The organism is Barnesiella intestinihominis YIT 11860 (genome assembly GCF_000296465.1).
GTDB lineage: Bacteria > Bacteroidota > Bacteroidia > Bacteroidales > Barnesiellaceae > Barnesiella > Barnesiella intestinihominis.
Genome location: NZ_JH815204.1, coordinates 342,409 through 363,678, shown reverse-complemented (window position 1 = coordinate 363,678; position 21,270 = coordinate 342,409). Strand labels below are relative to the sequence as shown.

Below are 21,270 nucleotides of genomic sequence, written 5' to 3'. Positions count from 1 at the left end.
GTGCAAAGGTAATATATTTAAAGAAACACCGCAACTCTTTTTCTCTATTTTTTTCTTACCAAACAAAAAAAAAGAAATTCATTCTCCTGTTTTCCTTGAAAATCACTAACGAGATTTCTATGTATGAAAATACTAAACACAACAATACACAAGAGGGAGAGATAAATTTTATCTCTCCCTCCTGTATTCAAATATAAAGAGAATTATTTCATATCCTGTTTACTATATGTTAATCGCAACTTAATGTTATCTACATCGACCAACGCCAATGATGGAGCAGAAATATAGGGAACAACATCGGTAACTACCTCCTTCTCATTGTAAGAATAATAGTAATAACTTCCACCGGAAGATACCGTTTCGCTATACACAGACACCGGTACAAGAACGATTTCCTCATCGGCATCTGTGATTTCAGTACCCGTCCGTTTCTTTTCTATAATATTATTGATAAAGGTCCTCAATCCCGTAAAATTATAAACATGGGCATCACTATCATACTTAGCATAAAATGTATTCACATTGTCAGGTAGTTTTTTCTTTTCGAAAAACTCTTGCAACTCAGATTTACGAATAAACAGCAAAAATTGCGGAGGATCAAGATTATAATTACTAGAAACCGTCTTTACGGGAATACGTAAAGTCAACGAGTTCACAAGTCCTTGTACAGTCGAAGCACTACCACTTCCCCCTACTGCATCTTCAAAAGTCTCAATAATTTTACGCGTTGGAAAGTGAATCAAAACATTTAACCCTGCCGGGGCCTGTAAATAGACCTTCCCCGAAGATATTTCGTTTTTTATCTCTGCATCTATTTCCAATTTTATATGGTTTCCCGTTGTTATTTCGGGAGTTACCGCCATTAGAGTTTGAGTCGAGTTATATGTAGAATCCTTATCATTAATCACGGTTGTTTTGGTGTAATGTAAATTCATTACCGTATTTTGAACATTCACAACACACCCGCTTCCATAAGATGTCTTTACATAAAAACCCGGAAAATATTGTGTAAACCTACTAGGAGACGAAAATACAGTTGGATCTTCTTTATATTTCTGATAAAAACGGTCAGCCATTTCATCGGGTAATTTCACCCGAATCATCTTATAGCCGAGTTCTATAAGAGAATCCGGTAATCCTAAAAACGAAGCATTATAACTTGTCAAAGCAACCGGGGCAGCTTGTGCATTATAATATTCCGCCGGATCGATACCGCTATATACAGGCGACTCCAACCGTTTATCCAACGGATATACACTCAACTGCATAGGGGCCAAAGAATCTCCTGTAAAGGATTCTGTATTGTAACTTAAATATAAAATCAAAGAATCGAGTTTATTCACACCAACCGTATCAAAGTTTGCAGCCGGCATAAACTGGGTAAGAAAATCGGTTTCTAACCTACCATATCCCGGAATAGAAATACGCCCGATTAATTGTGTTATAGTTCTTCCAACGACACTATCATTCGGAACAGACTCAACCGTTATCAACTCTTGAAAAGAAGAGTCCACCACAATTTCAATATTCGTATCGACTATCGAAGAACCGATTGCGCTATTTTCGTCTCCACAAGAAGATAAACCTAAAACTATCGCAAAAGCTATCGGTAAAAATCTAAATATTTTCATTTTCTATTTAGTAACTGACGTTATTCGTTACCTACAATTTTATTATAAAAATCATTATAGGTATCTATATAATTTTCAGGGTCTTGATACCCCAAGAAAGGAATGCCCGTTTTTTGTACATAATCCGTAATTTCCGAATTTATATCTCGACTGGCTTGAATCACACCGTCGGAATACTGTATAGCCAATTTATTAAGAACAACAGGATCAATAGACTCTCCTACCGCAAAAGGTATATCGGTGTCTTGTATCCCCTCCAACTTCAATTTTGCAGCAAAATTGGGGTCGAATGGAGTCTTGAAACCATTATCGTATAACGAATATATCACCTTCGCATCCCGAAAAGAAGGATCTTCGGCATAACTTTTCTTAATATACAAAGGAGTCAACGCCGTTATCCAACCGTGACAGTGAATAATATCAGGAGTCCAACGCAACTTTTTCACGGTCTCCATAACCCCTCTGACAAAGAAAATACTCCGTTCGTCATTATCGGGACGCATATCCTCGTCGACTACCCCGTCGGCATTACGTTGAAAATAATCATCGTTGTCTATAAAATAGACCTGCATACGAGCCGATTGTATCGAAGCGACTTTAATAATAAGAGGATGATCTGTATCATCGATTATTAAATTCATTCCCGACAACCGAATCACCTCGTGCAATTGATTACGACGCTCGTTAATAGAACCGTACTTAGGCATAAAGGTACGTATCTCATGCCCTCTATCCTGAATACCTTGCGGTAAATTTCGACAAATATTAGCGATTTCCGATTCTGGCAGATAAGGGGTAATCTCCTGTGCAATAAATAGGACTTTGGCTTCTTTCATTCTGCTCCTCTTAAACTCAATTTATTTTGCAAAAATAGCATACCCGTGGCTTGAAACGAATTTAACCGGTCAGGCCAAGATACAGCCCACTTTTGCATCTTTCTGCAAAGATAATAAAAAAAATAGCGTAACCCTCCAAATATTAGAAGTATTAACACCAAAAAATCGTCAGACGCCCTATATTTCCCTTTCAAAAAGAAACATTTAAGGTTACTCTCCATAAAAAAATACAGCTTTATCTTCGTCGTTTGGGTTTTATTTGTTTCTTTTGCACAATTTTTTCAACCAATGTTCAATTATGAAAGTATTCACAACAATAGCCGAATTATGTAAGCAACTCGATTCGGACAGAAATGCCGGGAAAAAGATAGGTCTCGTCCCAACAATGGGCGCTTTACACAACGGACATCTGCAACTGGTAAAGACCAGCGTGGCTAATAATGACGTGACAGTAGTCAGCATATTCGTCAACCCCACCCAATTCAACGACAAAAATGATTTGTTACTTTACCCCCGCACGCTCGACAAGGACTGTCAATTACTCGAATCGGTAAATTGTGATTATGCTTTCGCTCCTTCGGTAGAAGAAATCTATCCGACCGAAGATACCCGGATATTTCACTTGGGAAAAGTAGCGGAAGTCATGGAAGGTAAATACCGACCGGGACATTTCAACGGAGTGGCTCAAATCGTCAGTAAACTCTTCGATATAGTCAATCCCGATAATGCCTACTTCGGAGAAAAAGATTTTCAGCAAATTGCCGTTATACGAGCTATGGCCGCTCAAATGGGCTATACATTCAACATCATAGCTGTCCCTATCGTACGCGAATCAGACGGATTAGCCCTAAGCAGCCGTAATACTCGATTGACAAAGTCTCAAAGAAGAAATGCACCCAAAATAGCAAAGACATTATTTAAAAGTCGTACCTTTGCAGCCAGCCATTCGGTGAAAGAGACTATCGATGAAGTAATCTCTACCATCGATGCAATACCGGAAATGAGAGTAGAATACTACGAAATAGTCGATGGAAACACGTTACAGCCTATCTCAGGCTGGAACGACAGCGATTATATAGTAGGTTGTATTACCGTATATAACGGAGAGGTGAGATTAATCGACAACATCGCATATCGACGCCCCGAACAATAACTTATGAAACCATGTTTATAGAGGTCGTAAAATCAAAAATTCACAGAGTCACCGTCACCCAAGCAAATCTGAATTATATCGGAAGTATCACGATCGACGAAGATTTAATGGATGCGGCGAACATTATTGCCAATGAAAAAGTCTCCATCGTAAACAACAACAATGGAGAACGATTCGAGACTTATGTCATAAAAGGCGAACGAGGTTCAGGAGTAATATGTCTTAATGGAGCCGCCGCCCGAAAAGTACAACCGGGAGACATCGTCATCATTATGGCCTATGCTCTAATGACTCCCGAAGAGGCAAAAAGTTTTACGCCGGCTGTTATCTTCCCAGATACAGCGACCAATAAACTCATATAATAAAGAATATCGCTTGCGAATGCCTACCTGATTCGTCAGGTGGGCTTTTTTAATATATAATCATCTTCACCTCCTGCATGTATAGTCGTAAAGAAATTTGGAGAATCTCTCTCCCCATATTAGTAAGCCTTTTTGTACAAAACCTCATCAACATCACCGATACGGCTTTTATGGGGCGTGTCGGACAAGTAGAATTAGGAGCCTCCGCCTTAGCCGGAGTATTGTATCTTGCTTTCTATATGGTCACTTTCGGATTTAGCACCGGAGCACAAATTCTCATGGCTCGTAGAAACGGTGAAGCCAAATATGGGACTTTGGGCCCTATCATGGGGCAAGGTATTCTCTTTTTGGAAATATTGACAATAATCCTCATCTTCGCTTCTCTTATAGGGACCCCACAAATGTTGAAAGGCCTCATCTCCTCCACTGCCGTATGTCAAGCCGGAGAAGATTACATGCAATATCGGATATTCGGACTCCTGTTCACTTCTATCGGGGTGATGTTCCGGGCCTTTTTCGTAGCTGTCACCCGCACCAAAGTACTGATGATGAATGCAGTCATCATGACTATCGCCAATGTCGTATTCAACTACATTTTTGTATTCGGGCACTTCGGTGCACCCGAAATGGGTATTGCCGGAGCTGCACTTGGATCCGTTTTGGCAGAAGCGACAGCCGCATTGCACTTTTTCCTCTACACGTTCTTTTATATAGATCGGGGAAAATACCAACTGTTCCGATTTCGTTCCGGAGGATTCGGCCTCATTCGCGAAATACTGAATGTATCGGTATGGAGCATGATTCTCTACTTTCTCACCATAGGCACATGGTTTCTCTTTTTCGTAGCCGTCGAACACTTGGGAGAACTTCCACTGGCCATTTCCAACATTATCCGCAGTACCTCTACCCTGCTGTTCATGCCGGTCAATGCTTTTGGAGCGACAGCCTGTACCCTCGTGAGCAATGCTATGGGAGCCCGCCGTGCCGACGATGTAATTCCAATCATGCGGCGTATCGTCAAAATGTGCTACGCCATAGTATTACCCCTCATTGCCTTGCTATGCTTAGCTCCTCATTGGATACTCCTCATCTATACCAACGATAGCTCGCTTATCGCCGAATGTACACATTCGGTCTATGTCATGTCGTCGTTCTACCTTATAGCCCTACCGGGAAATATACTCTTTCAATCTGTATCGGGAACCGGCGACACTCGCACGGCTTTTCTCATCGAAATGACCACGATCGTTTTCTATACGCTGGCTATTTATTGGATTATCGTTACCCTTCAAGTAGACATAGCCTTTTGTTGGACAGTAGAGTACGTCTATTGGGGATTCAAACTATTCCTATCGTTCCTCTTTTTCAAAAAAACGAACTGGAAAGTGAAGAAGATATAACGGTTCGGAATCACATATTTTCATATAATTACACATATTCTATTCTCAAACAGAGTATGATAATATTTATATAATAGATTATCTATAACGATACTCTATATGTACCCTTTCTTGACTGTCTTTTTCATAAGTATAAACAGAAGTTATAATAACATCACCTTGACGGTACAATTCATAAATTTCTGGGAACTTTGTTATTTTTACTACAAATCTTCTATCGCAGCTTCTCTAATTATCGCACTGTTTATTTTATCTTGATATTTCAATAAAACAAACCCCTGCCCCCATTCTTCATAATCTATACTAAGTGTAATATCTCCCTCGGCAATCGAAAAATTGGTTTTATACATACATTCACCCATATGAACGGCACGCATACGATCTTCATCTGTTCTAATATAGGAATTTTGGAACCGTTCGACACACGATGAAAAGTTTCCATATTTTTCCATAAGCATACTTTTCAAGTTTTTATAATTGTCAAACAATTCCTCCCATCGTTCCTGTTTGGGAAACTCGACAATAATGCGAGATACCAAATCGCTATTATCAAGTGTTTCCACATAAACCGTACACTGTTTAATTCCTGCAAAGTCACCCACCAGCCGTTCCTTTGAATCATACGACGAACGATGTTCAAACCCTTTACGCTCCATTCGAGAAATAAATTCTTTCAATGTTCCGTCTATGGGTACTCCTTTAAATTTCAAGTGAACAGACTTTTCCATCTCCAAGTCATCTTGTACATCTTCTACCGCTTCCGATTGATCTTTTTTTCCAGAACATTCCTCTATGTAATACAATCCCACTAAAAGTAAAGTGACAATTCCTAAAACTTGAAAAAACTTTTTCATATACTCGTTATTAAAATCAATATTATATTTACAAAAAAACGGCAACTTCTTATTCACAAAAGATTTACGTTTTTCTCATTTTTTATCCAAACACAATAATAGTAAATATTTTTTAAATGCCCATATTTTAGATTCAAATTTCTACTCACATACCAACTTTCTTATATATAGTCGTATGTTCAAAGATGTTATTCTTATATTTTTATTCGCATATTCCGACGATTTTAAGTAATTTCGCAACGATTTATCCATCTGTGTAAAAATATTGTTATAAAACTATGTTTGAAAACCTTAGTGAAAGACTTGAACGGTCTTTTAAAATACTGAAAGGTGAAGGTAAAATCACCGAAATCAACGTCGCCGAAACGCTGAAAGACGTGCGACGCGCACTACTCGATGCCGACGTCAACTACAAAGTAGCCAAACAATTTACCGACACGGTAAAAACCAAAGCATTGGGGCAAGACGTACTCACCGCCGTGAAGCCGGGACAATTGATGGTGAAGATCGTACACGACGAACTGGCGACCTTGATGGGTGGAGAAACCGCCGAAGTAAACCTGTCGCAAAATCCGTCGATTATCCTCATGTCAGGATTACAGGGTTCGGGTAAAACCACGTTCTCCGGTAAGTTGGCAAAAATGCTAAAATCGAAAAAAGGGAAACGCCCCTTGCTGGTTGCTTGCGACGTATATCGCCCTGCCGCTATCGAGCAATTAAAGGTCTTAGGTGAACAAATCGATGTACCGGTTTATACCGAGGAAGACAGCAAAGACCCTGTGAGCATTTCCGCCAATGCCGTAAAATATGCCAAAGAAAATCATTTCGATTTGGTTATTGTCGACACGGCAGGACGTTTGGCTATCGACGAGCAAATGATGAACGAAATCGAGGCTATCAAGAAAAAAATCAATCCGACCGAGACCTTGTTCGTCGTTGACTCCATGACCGGACAAGACGCGGTCAACACAGCCAAAGAATTTAACGATCGTCTCGATTTCGACGGAGTAGTTCTCACCAAATTGGACGGCGACACCCGTGGCGGTGCGGCACTCTCTATCCGCACCGTAGTCGACAAGCCCATTAAATTTGTAGGAACCGGCGAAAAACTCGAAGCCATAGACTACTTCCACCCGGCTCGTATGGCCGACCGTATCTTGGGTATGGGCGATATCGTCTCTTTGGTAGAACGAGCCCAAGAACAATACGACGAGGAAGAAGCCAAACGATTACAAAAGAAAATTGCTAAAAACCAATTCGACTTTAACGACTTCCTCAGCCAGATACACCAAATCAAAAAAATGGGTAATCTCAAAGATTTGGCTTCTATGATTCCCGGTGTGGGAAAAGCGATCAAGGACATGGACATCGATGACAATGCTTTCAAAAGTATCGAAGCGATTATTTACTCAATGACCCCCAAAGAACGCAGCAACCCCGAACTGCTCAACGGTAGCCGCCGACAACGTATCGCCGCAGGTAGCGGAACTTCGATACAAGAGGTGAACCGACTTATCAAGCAGTTCGACCAAACCCGCAAAATGATGCGAATGGTTACCCAAAACAAAGGAGCCATGATGAAAGGATTCAAAAGAAGATAATTTTAATCACTCAACATGAAACTACCGGATACACTCCCGATTCTAATCGATTGCCGATAGGCAAAAAAGGGAGTGTGTCCGGTAGTTTTTTTACAAAACCTCAATATTATGCAACTAATCGATGGAAAAGCGGTGGCCGACCGTATAAAACAAGAAATCGCCCAAGAGGTAGAATATATTTGCAGTGCCGGAGGCAAACGGCCTCATTTAGCAGCTGTTCTGGTGGGACACGACGGTGGGAGTGAAACATACGTGGCGCACAAAGTAAAAGCCTGCGAACAATGCGGGTTCAAATCGACTCTCGTTCGCTATGAAAGCGATGTTAACGAAGAAGAGCTCTTGAACAAAGTAAACGAACTGAACAACGACCCCGATATCGACGGATTTATCGTCCAACTACCCTTGCCCAAACACATCTCGGAACAAAAGGTGATCGAAGCTATCGACTACCGGAAAGATGTCGACGGATTTCACCCGGTCAATGTAGGGCGCATGTCCATCGGGTTGCCCTGTTTCGTATCGGCTACACCCGCCGGAATCATGGAGTTGCTTGCTCGCTACGAAATAGAGACCAAAGGAAAACATTGTGTGATACTGGGACGAAGCAACATTGTGGGCAAACCGGTAGCTACACTCATGATGCAAAAGGCTTATCCGGGCAATGCCACGGTAACCGTATGTCATAGTGCAACCCCCAACATCAAAGAGATATGCCGTACGGCCGACATTATTATCGCCGCACTCGGTTCTCCCGAATTCGTCACTGCCGATATGGTAAAAGAGGGTGTCGTAATCATTGATGTGGGTACGACCCGAGTTCCCGATGCTACAAAAAAATCGGGATTCAAGCTCACCGGAGACGTAAAATTCGACGAAGTAGCTCCCAAGTGCTCTTTTATCACCCCCGTTCCCGGCGGAGTAGGCCCTATGACTATCGTGTCGCTCATGCGTAACACCCTGTTGGCTGGGAAAAAAGCAATCTATCCCTAAACTCGTATGATAGGGCTCATATCCTTTTTAGCACCGCTCATTTTAGGACAAGCTCCGGCAGTACCCGCTACCGAGGTTTCTCTTCTTTTCGCTGGCGATGCTATGCAACATAAAGCCCAAATACAATCTGCAAAACAAGGTGAGGCATACGATTATTCACCTTGTTTTGCAGACATTACTCACGAAATAGCTTCGGCGGATTATGCAGTCGTCAATTTAGAATCGCCCATCGGCGGACAACCTTACACCGGTTATCCCTGTTTTTCTGCGCCGGACGAATTTCCAATCGCATTACAAAACGCAGGATTCGACCTTTTCCTTACCGCCAACAATCACTGTCTCGACCGTTATACCCGAGGGGCTATACGCACATTGCATATACTCGACTCTATTGGAACAGACCATATAGGAACCTACGATTCAAAAGACTCATTCGAAAGATTCTATCCGTTCATAACCTCTATAAAAGGAATACGAATCGCCTTTCTGAATTACACGTACGGAACGAATGGATTTACGCCACACTCTCCATTAATTGTCAATTACATAGACGAAGAAAAAATAAAAAAAGACATTTTTCGTGCTAAAACGTTGAGTGCCGACCTTATCGTTGTCTGCCTACATTGGGGCGATGAATACCAACTGTTGCCGAACAAACGACAAGAAGATTTGGCAGACTTTTTGGTGAAAGAAGGAGTACAACTGATTATAGGAGCCCACCCACACGTGATACAACCTATGGAATTACGATACGACGAACAAGGGAACCCTTGTGCCCTCATCGTCTATTCACTGGGAAATTTCATCTCCAATATGAAAACCCGCGATACGGTGGGTGGAGCAATGGTAAAGGTTGTTATCCGACGGGATATCACGGGAAAAATACTGTTACAATCGGCACAACACACACTTGTTTATACCCGACGACCAACTATACAAAAAGAAAACTTCCGGGTAGTACCTGCGATACAAGAATTGAAAGAGCATCCCCATCGGCCTCATCTGAAAGGATTCGTGGAAAAAGCCCATGAGATATCTTCAAAATACAACAAAGGGGTGACAGAATACCAGATAGAGCCAGTGAACCCAACCTTCAAGTAAATAAGAACATGAAATTTACATCAGACCTATTTTAATTTCAGGTTCTTTATATATCCATTTACATAATTTCCTATAACCTCATGGCGAGTATCGTAAATATACCCGTTTGCATAGTATCCGATGATATTCTTTTCCAAATCGAGGACATGCCCATTCGAATAGTACCCGACAACTACATTATTCTTATCCATGATATAGCCATTGCGATAAGTCTGTAAAGGAACAGCTGCACAGGAATATAAAACACCAATAACAGCTAGCAACATAAAAGGCTTCAATATTCTCATAACTTTATAGATATAAATCCTGTATCCTTTTTATAAAGATACCATTCGAGATCACGTATAAACAAATATCACATTAGTCTTTCACAAAACGGAATTCTCGTCGATATAAGCGATAATCCCGTCCTTATCATCTGGGGAGAACCACTTCATATCGAGATCCTTTTTATACCATGTGACTTGTTTCTTGGAATAGACCCGGGTATTTCTCTTGATTTTCTCGACAGCCTCTTCTAAGGTCATCTTCCCATCGAAATAAGCGAACAACTCTTTATAGCCCACTGTATTTAAAGAATTAAGATGACGATAAGGGTATACCCTTCGAGCTTCATCGACCAAGCCATCGGCAATCATTTGTTCCACTCTCTGACTTATCCGCTCGAATAGCTCTTCCCGTGGACGAATCAATCCTATTTTTATAATTCGGAAAGGGCGGGATTTCACCCGACGAGTACGCAGATCACTGTATCGTCCACCGGTCTGTCGACAAATCTCTATCGCATGAATCACCCGCTTGTGATTATTCAAATCAACCTCTGCATAATATACTGGATCGAGCACTTTAAGCTCTTCGCAAAGGACGGCTAAACCCACTTTCTCGTAATGCGCCACAACCTCACGACGTATCTCGTCGGTAATGGTAGGTATCTCGTCGATACCTTTACAAACCGCATCGATATACAACATTGAGCCTCCTGTCAATAGGACATAGTCATTTGCCTTGAAAAGTTTATCAAGCAGCTTCAAGACGTCTTCTTCATAACACGAAGCACTATAATAGTCGGACAACGCCAACTGTCCTACGAAATAATGTTCGACCCTCGACAGTTGCTCGATTGTAGGAGCCGCCGTTCCAGTAGGTATATCGCCATAGAACTGCCGACTATCGGCCGACACAATAGGACAAGCATACCGCTCTGCCAATTGAAGGCTAAGCTCGGTCTTTCCCACCCCGGTAGGCCCTGTAAGAACAATGAGTGTGCCTGACATGAACTTTTCGCTATGAAATAAATGGGACAGATATGGAAAATAATTTCCATATCTGTCCAAACCCGACAAAGATTATTACTTCTCGGCTACCATTCTGGCAATTTGCACAATCACCTCGGTAGCTTTTTCCATAGACTGTATGGGCACGAATTCATAACGCCCGTGAAAGTTCAACCCACCGGCGAAAATATTGGGACAAGGCAATCCTTTGAACGACAATTGCGCTCCATCGGTTCCGCCACGTACAGGCTTCACCATCGGAACAACATCTACGGCCCTCATAGCCTCGGATACCAAATCAACGATATGCATCACAGGTTCGACCTTCTCACGCATATTATAGTATTGGTCGTTTATTTCGATACTGGCACAACCCGGAAACTCGTTATTTATTTTACGAGTTAAATGTTCGAGTTCCTTCTTACGGCGTTCGAAACGATCTCGATCATGGTCACGAATAATATAAGTCAATACCGTCTTCTCCACACTACCCTCGAACGAAATCAAATGATAAAAACCTTCATAACCTTCGGTATGTTCGGGAGTTTCCCAACGCGGCAACATAATAGCATATTGATTGGCTATGCGAATCGAATTTATCATTTTATGTTTGGCATATCCCGGGTGAACGTTACGGCCTTTGAAAGTCACTCGAGCCACAGCCGCATTAAAGTTTTCATACTCCAATTCGCCTATTTCACCACCATCCATCGTATAGGCCCAATCTGCTCCAAAGGCTTTAACATTAAACTTGTGCGCTCCTTTGCCTATCTCCTCGTCAGGATTGAATGCAATGCGTATCTTGCCATGTTTAATCTCCGGGTGTTTCAAAAGATACTCCATCGCTGTTACAATTTCGGCAATACCTGCTTTATCGTCTGCCCCCAACAAAGTCTTCCCATTCGTAACAATAAGGTCTTGACCTATATAATGATGTAGTTCGGGAAACTCCGAAGGTTTCAATACGATATCTTCCTCTGCACACAATACAATATCCTTACCATCGTAATTTTTAACAATCCGCGGACTCACATGCCGTCCCGACATATCGGGACTAGTATCCAAATGGGCTATAAATCCTACCACCGGGACATCTTTATCGATATTTGAAGGCAATGAGGCCATAAGATACCCGTTATCATCGAGTGTCACCTCGGTAAGGCCTATACGCTCCAACTCCTCGGCCAGTTTTTGGGCAAACAGCATCTGTCCCGGGGTACTAGGAGTCAAGTTTGTAAGCTCGTCCGATTGAGTATCGAAGCTCACATAATGAAGGAAACGATCTACTAAATTCATCGTATATATTTTTATTGGTTTTTCTTGATCTAAACCTAAGTCGATGGATTATCCAACCGACGAACAAAGGTAAAAAAATTTTTTCTTACATTTGCACGACCACATTCAAAAGTGGAGGATATGGCTAAAAAGAGAAAAAAGAAAAAATCGAACAGTAAAAAAATAAATAATTGGGGGGCTTTATTTCTGCTATTACTCGTTACATACAGTATATGGTGGCTAATAAAGCAAGCTCAACAACCCCAAAATCCTCAACAATCGTTTACAAACTCTCTTTGTCATGTAAAAGATGCTGAAATGGCCCATACTCCCGAAGGTACACCGGAACAAATATTATACCGTACGGGCTACACGGTCTCGTATAACTCCCATTGGAAACAACCCAACTGGGTAAGTTACGAATTACTACAAGACGAACTGCAAGGTAGTGCTACACGCAACAACCGATTTACCCCCGACTACGATGTAGTGGGCACAATGATAGACACCCGTGATTACACGTATAGCGGATACGACCGGGGACATATGGCTCCGGCTGCCGATATGAAATGGAACGAAACAGCAATGGAAGAATCGTTCCTGCTCTCAAACATCTGTCCGCAAATTCCCGAATTAAACCGAGGTCGCTGGAAAGAGCTGGAAGAACAAATACGTGAATGGGTACAACGAGACAGTGCACTACTCATTACTTGCGGACCCATCGTTTCTACTCCGAGAAAGACAATCGGACGACACGAGATAGTCGTCCCTGCCCGCTTTTTCAAAGTAGTCGCTGTTCCGTATACCGGCACGCCCAGAGGAATCGCATTTATATTCGACAATGAAGCGGAACAACCGTCTCTAAAAGAGTTGGCAATCACCATCGACAGTGTGGAACGAGTGACCGGAATAGATTTTTTCCACAACTTACCCGACAGTATTGAACATAAAATAGAAAGCGACCTATCCCTTGAAATATGGAACTTAAACTAAACAAGCCAATACCCGAAGATACGATTTGCGCCATCTCTACCGCTCCCGGTATGGGAGGTATTGCCGTAATTCGCATAAGCGGAACAAACGCTATCATTATAACCGATCGTATATTTCACACCGCAAACAAGAAAAAACTATCCGAAGCAAAGCCCAATACAGCACACTACGGAACAATCGCCGATGAGAACGAAACTCCCATTGACGATGTAGTCGTTACGCTTTTCATCGCCCCCCATTCATTTACAGGAGAAGATACAGTCGAGATATCCTGCCACGGGTCGATTTACATTCAACAACAAATCATCAGCCTTCTATTGCGAGCAGGCTGCCGCCTGGCCCAACCGGGAGAATTTACCCGTAGGGCTTTTACCAATGGGAAACTTGACCTCTCACAAGCCGAAGCCGTGGCCGACCTTATCGCTTCCACCTCGGCGGCCTCGCATCGTTTAGCTATGCAACAAATGCGTGGAGGATTCAGCCGAGAACTTATCCAACTACGGGAAAAACTACTCACATTCGCCTCGCTCGTTGAACTCGAACTTGATTTCAGCGAAGAAGAAGTAGAATTTGCCGATCGGGAGAAACTAACCGACCTCGCCAGTGAAATAGAACGAGTCATTAAGCGCCTTTCCGATTCGTTCACACTCGGCAATGCCATCAAAAACGGTGTACCTACTGCCATTATAGGAGAAACCAACGCCGGGAAATCGACACTGCTCAACCGCCTTGTCAAAGAAGATAAAGCCATCGTCTCGGACATACACGGTACAACCCGCGATGTCATCGAAGATACCGTCGTATTACAAGGAATTACTTTCCGCTTTATCGACACTGCCGGTATACGGGAAACGCACGATGCCATCGAGAATATGGGGATCGAACGCACCTTCCAAAAACTAGATCAAGCCCACATCGTCATCTGGCTTATTGATGCCACTGGATCGACACAAGACATTGAAAAAATCGCTGGAAGAGTCCTCCCCCACTGCACAGATAAACGCCTCATCGTTGCCTTTAACAAAATAGATAAGATCGGATCCGCAACCCAACAACAGCTCACAGACCTATACAAACGCCTCACTCGTGAAAAGCCCAACACTTCGTTCATCTTTCTTTCAGCTTCACATGACCAAAATATCGACGTACTCGAAAAACAGCTTACAGATACCATACAGTCAACACAAACTGGCGAAAATGACATTATCGTCACCAACGCACGTCATTACGAAGCCCTGCTAAATGCCCACGACGCAATCCTACGTACCCTCAACGGTCTACAATCCGGCCTCTCCGGAGACTTCCTCGCCCAAGACATTAGAGAATGCATGCACTACCTCGGAGAAATCACCGGTCAAATCTCTACTGACGAAATACTTGGGACCATATTTTCCAAGTTTTGTATCGGCAAATAGGTAGTGATTACTAACGATTAGCATATATCATCAACGATTATCAAGGCGTTCATTTTGAGCGCCTTTCTTTTTAGCCTTATAAGCGATAGTTATCGTTTATAGGGCTTTTTCAGCTCATTTTTGTACCGCATTTGTTGCTCGCTTGTTACTCTCCGATTTTAGGTCGGAAAGGTCGTGGACACACTGGCACGTCATGGTACGTGGTGGTACGCGATGAAACAAATTTGGCGAAATAAACGGATAAATAATGAGTAGTAAAATCGACATTCAGAAAAGATGTAAGTGGTGCAATGCTGTTTTCACAGCCCATAAGACCACCACGGAGTATTGTTCACACCGATGCGCAAACCTTGCCTATAAAGACAGGGTTAGGAAACAGCGCCTTGAAAGTCTGCAACACGAATTAGGGAAAAGCATAAAGACACCTCCCAATCTAAACAAGGAGTATCTTACTCCGTCAGAAGTAGCAGAGTTATTAAACATTGGGCGTACTTCTATATATCGCTATATCCGCAATGGAACAATCAAAGTAATCCGATTTGAAAGGAAAACGCTTGTTCGCAGAGCTGATATAGAAGATATGACAGACTATCTTTCGCAAGAAAACGAGAAGACACCAACAAAAGAGAAAGCCCCTATCACCGACTTCTACACCACCGCAGAAGTCAAAGAGAAATATCATGTAAACGAGTCATGGATATTTGTAGTAGCCAAGAAGAATAACATCCCTCGGACTTTCAATCGTGGCAAGACCTACTGGAGCAAGAAACATATGGACGCTTACTTTGCCAAGAAAGCCCCGAATCCAGACATTGCCGAATGGTACACCACACAGGAAATGCAGGAGAAGTTCGGCATGACCTTATCCGCCATCTACTGTTTCGTTTCCAAGAATGCCATTCCGAAGAAGAAAGAGGGAATCATGGTTTACTATTCCAAGAAGCATGTGGATATAGCTAAAGGTGTGGCAACCCCCGAAGAACCGCAATATTATACGGTAGCCGAAGCGATGGAGAAGTTCAACCTTACTCGTGACCAGCTCTATCACTATGCGAAGTACCATAATATCCCAAAGGTCAAGAAAGGTAAATACACGCTTATCTCCAAACCAGAATTGGATAAACTACTCGCAGCTCCAAAGATTGAATAAGTTATTTTTCGGTGAATGTTACCACCATTGAATCACCTTATTCCTTTGCACCAAACAAATGTAAAACTCTAAATATTAAACAGTATGTCACACACATGTACAAAAGTAACAGTTCGTCAGAGAGCGATTCGGAATAATCGCATCTCCTTGTATCTGGATTATTATCCGGCAGTCCGTAACCCCGAAACGATGCAGATGAGCCGCAGAGAATACCTCGGCATCTACATCTATGCCCACCCGAAAAACGAGATGGAACGGGAGTTCAACAACGATATGTTGAACAAAGCAGAGGCTATCCGCTGTATCAGAGTACAATCACTCATCAACGAAGAGTTCGGTTTCTTGGATAAAACCAAGCAGAAAGCCGATTTCCTTGCCTACTTCAAGAAGATGTGCCGGAACAAAGACCAGAAATGGCAATTCGTCTATCAGCATTTCTACAACTTCGTCAAGGGGCAATGTACCTTTGGCGATGTAAATGTGGATTTATGCAAGAAGTTCCGTGAATATCTATTGAATGTCAAGCAACTCAAACACAGCAATCGCTCCATATCCCTCAATTCGGCATCCGGCTACTACTCTACTTTCAGAGGATTGTTGAAGATTGCCTATCGGGACAAATGGTTTCGTGAAAACATCAATGACTACCTTGATAAGATTGAGCCACAAGACGTAAAGAAAGAGTATCTGACATTGGACGAAGTGAAGCAACTCGCAGCCACTCCTTGCGACATCCCAGTTCTAAAAGCCGCTTCTCTATTCGCTTGTCTGACAGGCTTACGCATCAGCGACATTCTCAATCTGCAATGGGAGGACTTTACCATTGCTCCCGACCAAGGTTATTGCTTGCGTATCAGAACACAGAAAACCCAGACGGAAGCGACACTCCCCATCAGTTACGAAGCCTACGAACTATGCGGTACACCCGGAACAGGCAAGGTTTTCAAGGATTTGAAACGAAGTATGATTAACTATCCACTTAAAAACTGGCTCAAAAAAGCCGGAATAACAAAGTCGATAACCTTTCATTGTTTTCGGCATAGCTATGCCGTCATACAAATCTCCTTAGGTACAGATATTTACACGGTATCAAAGATGCTAACGCACAAGAACGTGTCCACCACTCAAATATATGCCGATTTGGTCAATTCCAAAAAGCGAGAGACAGCCAATAAAATATCACTCAAATAAATTGCAATTATGAAACGAGGAATCATAACCAACAACGGACAAGGCATCCATATTTCCGATGGTGAAATATGGATGACCACTTGGGAACTTGCAGACTTGTTTTATACAACGGCAGGAACTATCCATGCAGCAATCAAGAGAATCCTGAAAGCTAATGTTTTGAAGAGTCATGAAGTTTGCAAGTACATCAAATTGAAGAATGGGAACAATGCCGATGTGTATAATCTCGATATGGTTATAGCTCTATCCTATCAGATAGACACCGGGCATTCGGCTGCATTCAGAGAATGGCTAATAAACAAAGTCGTTCGTAATCAAGATTACAACATCCTGTTATATCTCAACAATGAGACAAGCCGTACATTGTGTTGCTAATAAGCTATTTCTATGCCTTATTGATTATCTGCATTGTTTACCCAAAATGATGCAGATAATTTTTGTTTTTGAGATACACAAGCCTATTTACCCAACTATTTTCATCCAAAAGCAAGAAATTTACAATACACTTATTATCAGCCATGTAACGTGGTGAAAAGTGATGAAATATATCGTCAAAAGCCCATCAACAGGCAAAACAATGGATTTTCTCAAAAATTAATCCTATATATTTGCACACAAACGATTAATACATACCACTATGGAGCAGAAAAAGATAGAACATATAACATTGCATCTGATTGTTTTTGGTACAATCGCAATCATTGGTGTTTTAGCTCGCCAGACCGTACTGCACTATGGCTGGGACGAGTTCAGCAGCTACCTTATTCTTGTAGTATGCTCTATTGTCATTGGAGCAATCTATCTCAATCTGCAAATGGCATTTAGACAGCTCCTTTCCCCAACAATAGAAAGATGCTTTATGAGATTTGAGTGCTATCGCAACAAGGCTGTAGTCGTAGAAGTTCCAACAGTAAACTCGGAACTTGCCGGAAGTTCTATAAATTCAGAACCTATCATTTCTGAGCCTGAACCCGAAATTGAAATCGAAACTACATCTGACATAACAGAAGAAGTTTCTACTCCATCATGGTCCGAACTCAGCGAAAATGTGGCAGAACTTCCAAAGGAGGAAACCACGCCTTCTACCAACAACAATACATCTATCGAAGAATCCAACCAGCCATCAGAATATGAGATTCTTCGTGCAAACGCTATAGCTGAGAAAGAACGTACCTCACAAGAAAAACTCAATAAGGTTATCGCATACACAAAACAAACTTTGGTTTCCTATCTTGATGAAACGGCACTTAATCGCTTATGTGGATATGTGACAAGGTATTACCTCTCAAATTCTCTGTCCAAAATTGAGCCAATAAAGGTTGATTCTCAGTTAAAGACCATTGACATCATGCACTTCGGATGGAATATCGGTAAGGCATTCGGCAAACCACGTTTACAGACTGCCACATTTATAAAGAGGGTATTTGCTCACACCCTCCGTGATTCGGAAATATCTACCATTGAACGTAAAATGTCGCACACCGAATCTGTATGTAAGATTAAACTGGATAGAAAAATCGCATAGCTACAACACCTATTTGAGAACAATGCTAAATAGTTTAACACTTCATGAGTGTTTCAAATATAGTTTTTAACACTTTCAAAACAATATAAAAAAAACTGATAGAAGATTTATTATTACAAACAAAAGAACCGAACATCTAAATTATATCATCTACAAGAACACGTTTTATGAGACTGACTAATGCTTATACTTGATAATCAAATCCAAGACAAACATTTCAAAAAGAGCATTGATATCGTTTATTTCCGCAAGTTCTGTCTCTTCGACAATAAATCTATAATCATGTACAATAAAATTTCTGACAGAATAAAGCGATTCAGGGAAATTCACATTTTCACGACCTTTTTTCACAAGAAAAGCAACGCATTTCTCATGCAAGCTGTTATAATCCTCACTATGTAATTCGCATTTTTCTATCAGAATCAAAATTCTGTCTTTTTCAGACTCTACTTTACTAATTCTTTCTCGCAAGCTCCGGGTATAGATTTTCTTATCTTTGAACAATCTGATTGTATCTTCCAATGAATAAATCAGAATATCTTCTATTAATAGCTCTATAATTTGATATAATATATGAAATTTGACAATCGAATGTTCTTCTCTACAAAGCATTCGGAAAAAGCGATTCATATATTTGTCTGATATAATATCTTCTGAAATACTCTGTAGATGAATTTTTTCTCTTGATGCAGGTTCCTTGATATTTGTATTTGTATAGCCATGCTCAATATAATATCCATACTCACATAAACTTGCAAAATAATTATCAAGTTTAAAGCCAGTTACCTCTTGCACTAAATCTTTTTTATAGATAAGGATAATCGCATCATCTGAGTATTCACTCTCGATTATACTGCTAAAATCTCTACTAACAATATCCTGTTCAGCAATTTCATTTCGTAATAACAACATATGAGCTACAAGAGCATATCTACAATAATGCGGATTATCTGCATAATCATGCGAAATAGAAACAATCGATGAAATAGGGAAAATCCATCCTATCCTCTTATCCAAATCACTCTCAATTACTTGAAAAATATCATTCTCTTTATAATTTCTTTTATAGAATATCTTATAACCATAACTATCTGGATTCTCATTAAACACATCCCCTTTCTTGTCTCTATCCAATAACAGATAGGGGACATTCACCGTCTCATAAGAATCTGTTACTACAAAGAAAATACGACTTTCACTATTATAGTCTACTAACATATTCTGAAATCAAATCAGACTGATATACTTATTGAACCCACTTTCAATAGCTGAATTCATATCCAAATACGAATCACTATTAGGATTGAACAGTTCGCGAAAGAAATAAGTGAAAAACATCCTTTGCTCTACTCCGATTTTCTTTGCTCTGTTCTTAATATCATCCAATTTACCAAGTAAGTTAACCATAGCAAAATCAAGATTACTATCTTCTTTTTTTGATACTACAATATTATCAATATCATTTTTAATCGTTTCAAACCCTTCAATAACCTTGGAATCCTTCAATTTGCCAATTGCAGCACCGAAACCGGATAAAACCTGCGACTTGGTAAATATCTGTAGAATATTCTTTCCAAAAAGTCCGTTAATTTCAATTTCTGATTTGTTTATTTCCCATCCAATGTTAAATGAATCGACTTTTTTTATCAATTTATTATAAGTTAAAATATAATCCTTAAACAAATCGGAACTTCCATTCTCCAAAGCAAGTTTTTCAAGATTCTGAATATTCTCAAGAACCTCATTCCGGCTGATACCAAGTTCATCCCTATCCAGATATGAATTAAAGCCTTCAATTACATCTCTAAATTGATATTCACCAATATTCCTCACACTTTTTGAGTCAGTTTCTTTAAACAGGCGTACATCCTCGATATTATTCTCTGCATAATCGGAATATAGCATCTCTATCTGATGCCTGATTGACATTGGTGTTTGCCCAGTATTCAAAGTCAGCATTCTATAAAGAATACCAATTTTGTTTATACCCAAATATACTTCGACACGTATACTATTATTCATGACATTCTCCAAAACCTCACTATTGTTCTCCTTCGTCAGTTCTTCCACTAAATCCAATATAGTATAGGTTCTTTGCAGTCCGTCAAGTATAATCAGATTCTCAGGCTTAAACAAGGATTTTATCTGATCTTCTTCAATATCAAATGGATTCAGTAAATGGTTCATTTTTTCCGCCTTAATAGCCAGAACAATAGGAGGCATTGTACAGTTACTTCGCAAATCCTTTTTCAGCAGAGCATAAACGGTAGAAGAATTCTTTACACGCTTTCTTTGAAACTCATTGTTCTTAATAATGTGTCCAGCTACTTCAAGATATTCCTTTATATTCATATCAAGCAATACATTGACGGCATTTATCCTACCATCCTTTACTTTTGATGCTACTTTCATAATCAGAGAATTGAAATGATTTATTGCAAAGGTACGATTAATTCCCAAGAATAGCATTAACCACCATCAAAAAGTTATTCATCAGTTATATTTTGGTGAATGATTCC

Annotated in this window: 20 protein-coding genes; 12 read left to right on the top strand and 8 right to left on the bottom strand. The window is 40.8% G+C overall.

Going from position 1 to position 21,270, the window contains the following annotated elements; translation table 11 throughout:
- Positions 1-203: 203 nt before the first annotated feature.
- The gene (locus HMPREF9448_RS06330) at positions 204-1,631 is read right to left on the bottom strand and encodes a DUF4270 domain-containing protein (RefSeq protein ID WP_008861758.1); all 1,428 of its coding nucleotides are present in this window, start codon (positions 1,629-1,631) and stop codon (positions 204-206) included.
- Positions 1,632-1,651: 20 nt separating this feature from the next.
- The gene (locus HMPREF9448_RS06325; protein ID WP_008861757.1) at positions 1,652-2,467 is read right to left on the bottom strand and encodes a glycogen/starch synthase; all 816 of its coding nucleotides are present in this window, start codon (positions 2,465-2,467) and stop codon (positions 1,652-1,654) included.
- 298 nt (positions 2,468-2,765) lie between these two features.
- Between HMPREF9448_RS06325 and panC the strand changes: the two genes are divergently transcribed.
- From panC to HMPREF9448_RS06305, 3 genes are all read left to right on the top strand, one after another.
- A complete protein-coding gene (panC, locus tag HMPREF9448_RS06315; RefSeq protein ID WP_008861755.1) occupies positions 2,766-3,620 on the top strand; it encodes a pantoate--beta-alanine ligase in 855 nt (284 codons plus the stop codon).
- 11 nt (positions 3,621-3,631) lie between these two features.
- Complete coding sequence (gene panD / locus HMPREF9448_RS06310; protein WP_008861754.1) at positions 3,632-3,982, top strand: aspartate 1-decarboxylase; 351 nt, start codon at positions 3,632-3,634, stop codon at positions 3,980-3,982.
- A 77-nt stretch (positions 3,983-4,059) separates the two neighbouring features.
- A complete protein-coding gene (locus tag HMPREF9448_RS06305) occupies positions 4,060-5,382 on the top strand; it encodes an MATE family efflux transporter (RefSeq protein ID WP_008861753.1) in 1,323 nt (440 codons plus the stop codon).
- A 203-nt stretch (positions 5,383-5,585) separates the two neighbouring features.
- Here HMPREF9448_RS06305 and HMPREF9448_RS06300 read toward each other — a convergent pair whose 3' ends face one another.
- Positions 5,586-6,236 carry a hypothetical protein gene (locus tag HMPREF9448_RS06300; RefSeq protein WP_008861751.1) on the bottom strand — a complete coding sequence of 217 codons (651 nt, stop codon included), beginning with the start codon at positions 6,234-6,236 and terminating at the stop codon, positions 5,586-5,588.
- Between the two features lie 278 nt (positions 6,237-6,514).
- On the opposite strand from HMPREF9448_RS06300, the gene ffh reads away from it, so the two are divergent.
- The 3 genes from ffh (at position 6,515) to HMPREF9448_RS06285 (ending at position 9,928) form a co-directional block, all read left to right on the top strand.
- Positions 6,515-7,837 (top strand): signal recognition particle protein, encoded by a 1,323-nt coding sequence (gene ffh, locus HMPREF9448_RS06295; protein WP_008861750.1) that lies wholly within the window; start codon positions 6,515-6,517, stop codon positions 7,835-7,837.
- Positions 7,838-7,945: 108 nt separating this feature from the next.
- Entirely contained in the window at positions 7,946-8,827 is an 882-nt protein-coding gene (gene folD / locus HMPREF9448_RS06290) for a bifunctional methylenetetrahydrofolate dehydrogenase/methenyltetrahydrofolate cyclohydrolase FolD (RefSeq protein WP_008861749.1), read from the top strand.
- Positions 8,828-8,833: 6 nt separating this feature from the next.
- Positions 8,834-9,928 carry a CapA family protein gene (locus tag HMPREF9448_RS06285; RefSeq protein WP_008861748.1) on the top strand — a complete coding sequence of 365 codons (1,095 nt, stop codon included), beginning with the start codon at positions 8,834-8,836 and terminating at the stop codon, positions 9,926-9,928.
- Positions 9,929-9,954: 26 nt separating this feature from the next.
- Here HMPREF9448_RS06285 and HMPREF9448_RS06280 read toward each other — a convergent pair whose 3' ends face one another.
- The 3 genes from HMPREF9448_RS06280 to pepT form a co-directional block, all read right to left on the bottom strand.
- A complete protein-coding gene (locus HMPREF9448_RS06280; protein WP_008861747.1) occupies positions 9,955-10,215 on the bottom strand; it encodes a 4-fold beta flower protein in 261 nt (86 codons plus the stop codon).
- A gap of 81 nt (positions 10,216-10,296) precedes the next feature.
- Positions 10,297-11,202 (bottom strand): tRNA (adenosine(37)-N6)-dimethylallyltransferase MiaA, encoded by a 906-nt coding sequence (gene miaA, locus HMPREF9448_RS06275; protein WP_008861746.1) that lies wholly within the window; start codon positions 11,200-11,202, stop codon positions 10,297-10,299.
- A gap of 75 nt (positions 11,203-11,277) precedes the next feature.
- The gene (pepT, locus tag HMPREF9448_RS06270; protein ID WP_008861745.1) at positions 11,278-12,498 is read right to left on the bottom strand and encodes a peptidase T; all 1,221 of its coding nucleotides are present in this window, start codon (positions 12,496-12,498) and stop codon (positions 11,278-11,280) included.
- A 120-nt stretch (positions 12,499-12,618) separates the two neighbouring features.
- On the opposite strand from pepT, the gene HMPREF9448_RS06265 reads away from it, so the two are divergent.
- The 6 genes from HMPREF9448_RS06265 (at position 12,619) to HMPREF9448_RS06240 (ending at position 18,751) form a co-directional block, all read left to right on the top strand.
- Positions 12,619-13,470, top strand: coding sequence for a DNA/RNA non-specific endonuclease (locus tag HMPREF9448_RS06265; RefSeq protein ID WP_008861744.1), 852 nt, complete (start codon positions 12,619-12,621; stop codon positions 13,468-13,470).
- Between the two features lie 8 nt (positions 13,471-13,478).
- Positions 13,479-14,885, top strand: coding sequence for a tRNA uridine-5-carboxymethylaminomethyl(34) synthesis GTPase MnmE (gene mnmE / locus HMPREF9448_RS06260; protein WP_040296088.1), 1,407 nt, complete (start codon positions 13,479-13,481; stop codon positions 14,883-14,885).
- Positions 14,886-15,132: 247 nt separating this feature from the next.
- The gene (locus HMPREF9448_RS06255; protein ID WP_004316493.1) at positions 15,133-16,035 is read left to right on the top strand and encodes a helix-turn-helix domain-containing protein; all 903 of its coding nucleotides are present in this window, start codon (positions 15,133-15,135) and stop codon (positions 16,033-16,035) included.
- 84 nt (positions 16,036-16,119) lie between these two features.
- Positions 16,120-17,226, top strand: coding sequence for a site-specific integrase (locus HMPREF9448_RS06250; protein ID WP_004316495.1), 1,107 nt, complete (start codon positions 16,120-16,122; stop codon positions 17,224-17,226).
- Positions 17,227-17,235: 9 nt separating this feature from the next.
- Positions 17,236-17,601: a hypothetical protein gene (locus HMPREF9448_RS06245; protein WP_004316497.1), complete on the top strand. Its 366-nt coding sequence runs from the start codon at positions 17,236-17,238 to the stop codon at positions 17,599-17,601.
- Between the two features lie 262 nt (positions 17,602-17,863).
- Positions 17,864-18,751: a hypothetical protein gene (locus HMPREF9448_RS06240; protein WP_004316498.1), complete on the top strand. Its 888-nt coding sequence runs from the start codon at positions 17,864-17,866 to the stop codon at positions 18,749-18,751.
- A gap of 177 nt (positions 18,752-18,928) precedes the next feature.
- On the opposite strand, the gene HMPREF9448_RS06235 is transcribed toward HMPREF9448_RS06240, so the two are convergent.
- Entirely contained in the window at positions 18,929-19,969 is a 1,041-nt protein-coding gene (locus tag HMPREF9448_RS06235; RefSeq protein ID WP_004316500.1) for a hypothetical protein, read from the bottom strand.
- A gap of 9 nt (positions 19,970-19,978) precedes the next feature.
- A complete protein-coding gene (locus HMPREF9448_RS06230; RefSeq protein WP_008018663.1) occupies positions 19,979-21,163 on the bottom strand; it encodes a hypothetical protein in 1,185 nt (394 codons plus the stop codon).
- Positions 21,164-21,270 lie beyond the last annotated feature (107 nt).

Coding starts and splice junctions, on each gene's coding strand:
- HMPREF9448_RS06330 (WP_008861758.1), bottom strand. CDS start 1,631: ATGAAAATATTTAGATTTTTACCGATAGCTTTTGCGATAGTTTTAGGT.
- HMPREF9448_RS06325 (WP_008861757.1), bottom strand. CDS start 2,467: ATGAAAGAAGCCAAAGTCCTATTTATTGCACAGGAGATTACCCCTTAT.
- panC (WP_008861755.1), top strand. CDS start 2,766: ATGAAAGTATTCACAACAATAGCCGAATTATGTAAGCAACTCGATTCG.
- panD (WP_008861754.1), top strand. CDS start 3,632: ATGTTTATAGAGGTCGTAAAATCAAAAATTCACAGAGTCACCGTCACC.
- HMPREF9448_RS06305 (WP_008861753.1), top strand. CDS start 4,060: ATGTATAGTCGTAAAGAAATTTGGAGAATCTCTCTCCCCATATTAGTA.
- HMPREF9448_RS06300 (WP_008861751.1), bottom strand. CDS start 6,236: ATGAAAAAGTTTTTTCAAGTTTTAGGAATTGTCACTTTACTTTTAGTG.
- ffh (WP_008861750.1), top strand. CDS start 6,515: ATGTTTGAAAACCTTAGTGAAAGACTTGAACGGTCTTTTAAAATACTG.
- folD (WP_008861749.1), top strand. CDS start 7,946: ATGCAACTAATCGATGGAAAAGCGGTGGCCGACCGTATAAAACAAGAA.
- HMPREF9448_RS06285 (WP_008861748.1), top strand. CDS start 8,834: ATGATAGGGCTCATATCCTTTTTAGCACCGCTCATTTTAGGACAAGCT.
- HMPREF9448_RS06280 (WP_008861747.1), bottom strand. CDS start 10,215: ATGAGAATATTGAAGCCTTTTATGTTGCTAGCTGTTATTGGTGTTTTA.
- miaA (WP_008861746.1), bottom strand. CDS start 11,202: ATGTCAGGCACACTCATTGTTCTTACAGGGCCTACCGGGGTGGGAAAG.
- pepT (WP_008861745.1), bottom strand. CDS start 12,498: ATGAATTTAGTAGATCGTTTCCTTCATTATGTGAGCTTCGATACTCAA.
- HMPREF9448_RS06265 (WP_008861744.1), top strand. CDS start 12,619: ATGGCTAAAAAGAGAAAAAAGAAAAAATCGAACAGTAAAAAAATAAAT.
- HMPREF9448_RS06255 (WP_004316493.1), top strand. CDS start 15,133: ATGAGTAGTAAAATCGACATTCAGAAAAGATGTAAGTGGTGCAATGCT.
- HMPREF9448_RS06250 (WP_004316495.1), top strand. CDS start 16,120: ATGTCACACACATGTACAAAAGTAACAGTTCGTCAGAGAGCGATTCGG.
- HMPREF9448_RS06245 (WP_004316497.1), top strand. CDS start 17,236: ATGAAACGAGGAATCATAACCAACAACGGACAAGGCATCCATATTTCC.
- HMPREF9448_RS06240 (WP_004316498.1), top strand. CDS start 17,864: ATGGAGCAGAAAAAGATAGAACATATAACATTGCATCTGATTGTTTTT.
- HMPREF9448_RS06235 (WP_004316500.1), bottom strand. CDS start 19,969: ATGTTAGTAGACTATAATAGTGAAAGTCGTATTTTCTTTGTAGTAACA.
- HMPREF9448_RS06230 (WP_008018663.1), bottom strand. CDS start 21,163: ATGAAAGTAGCATCAAAAGTAAAGGATGGTAGGATAAATGCCGTCAAT.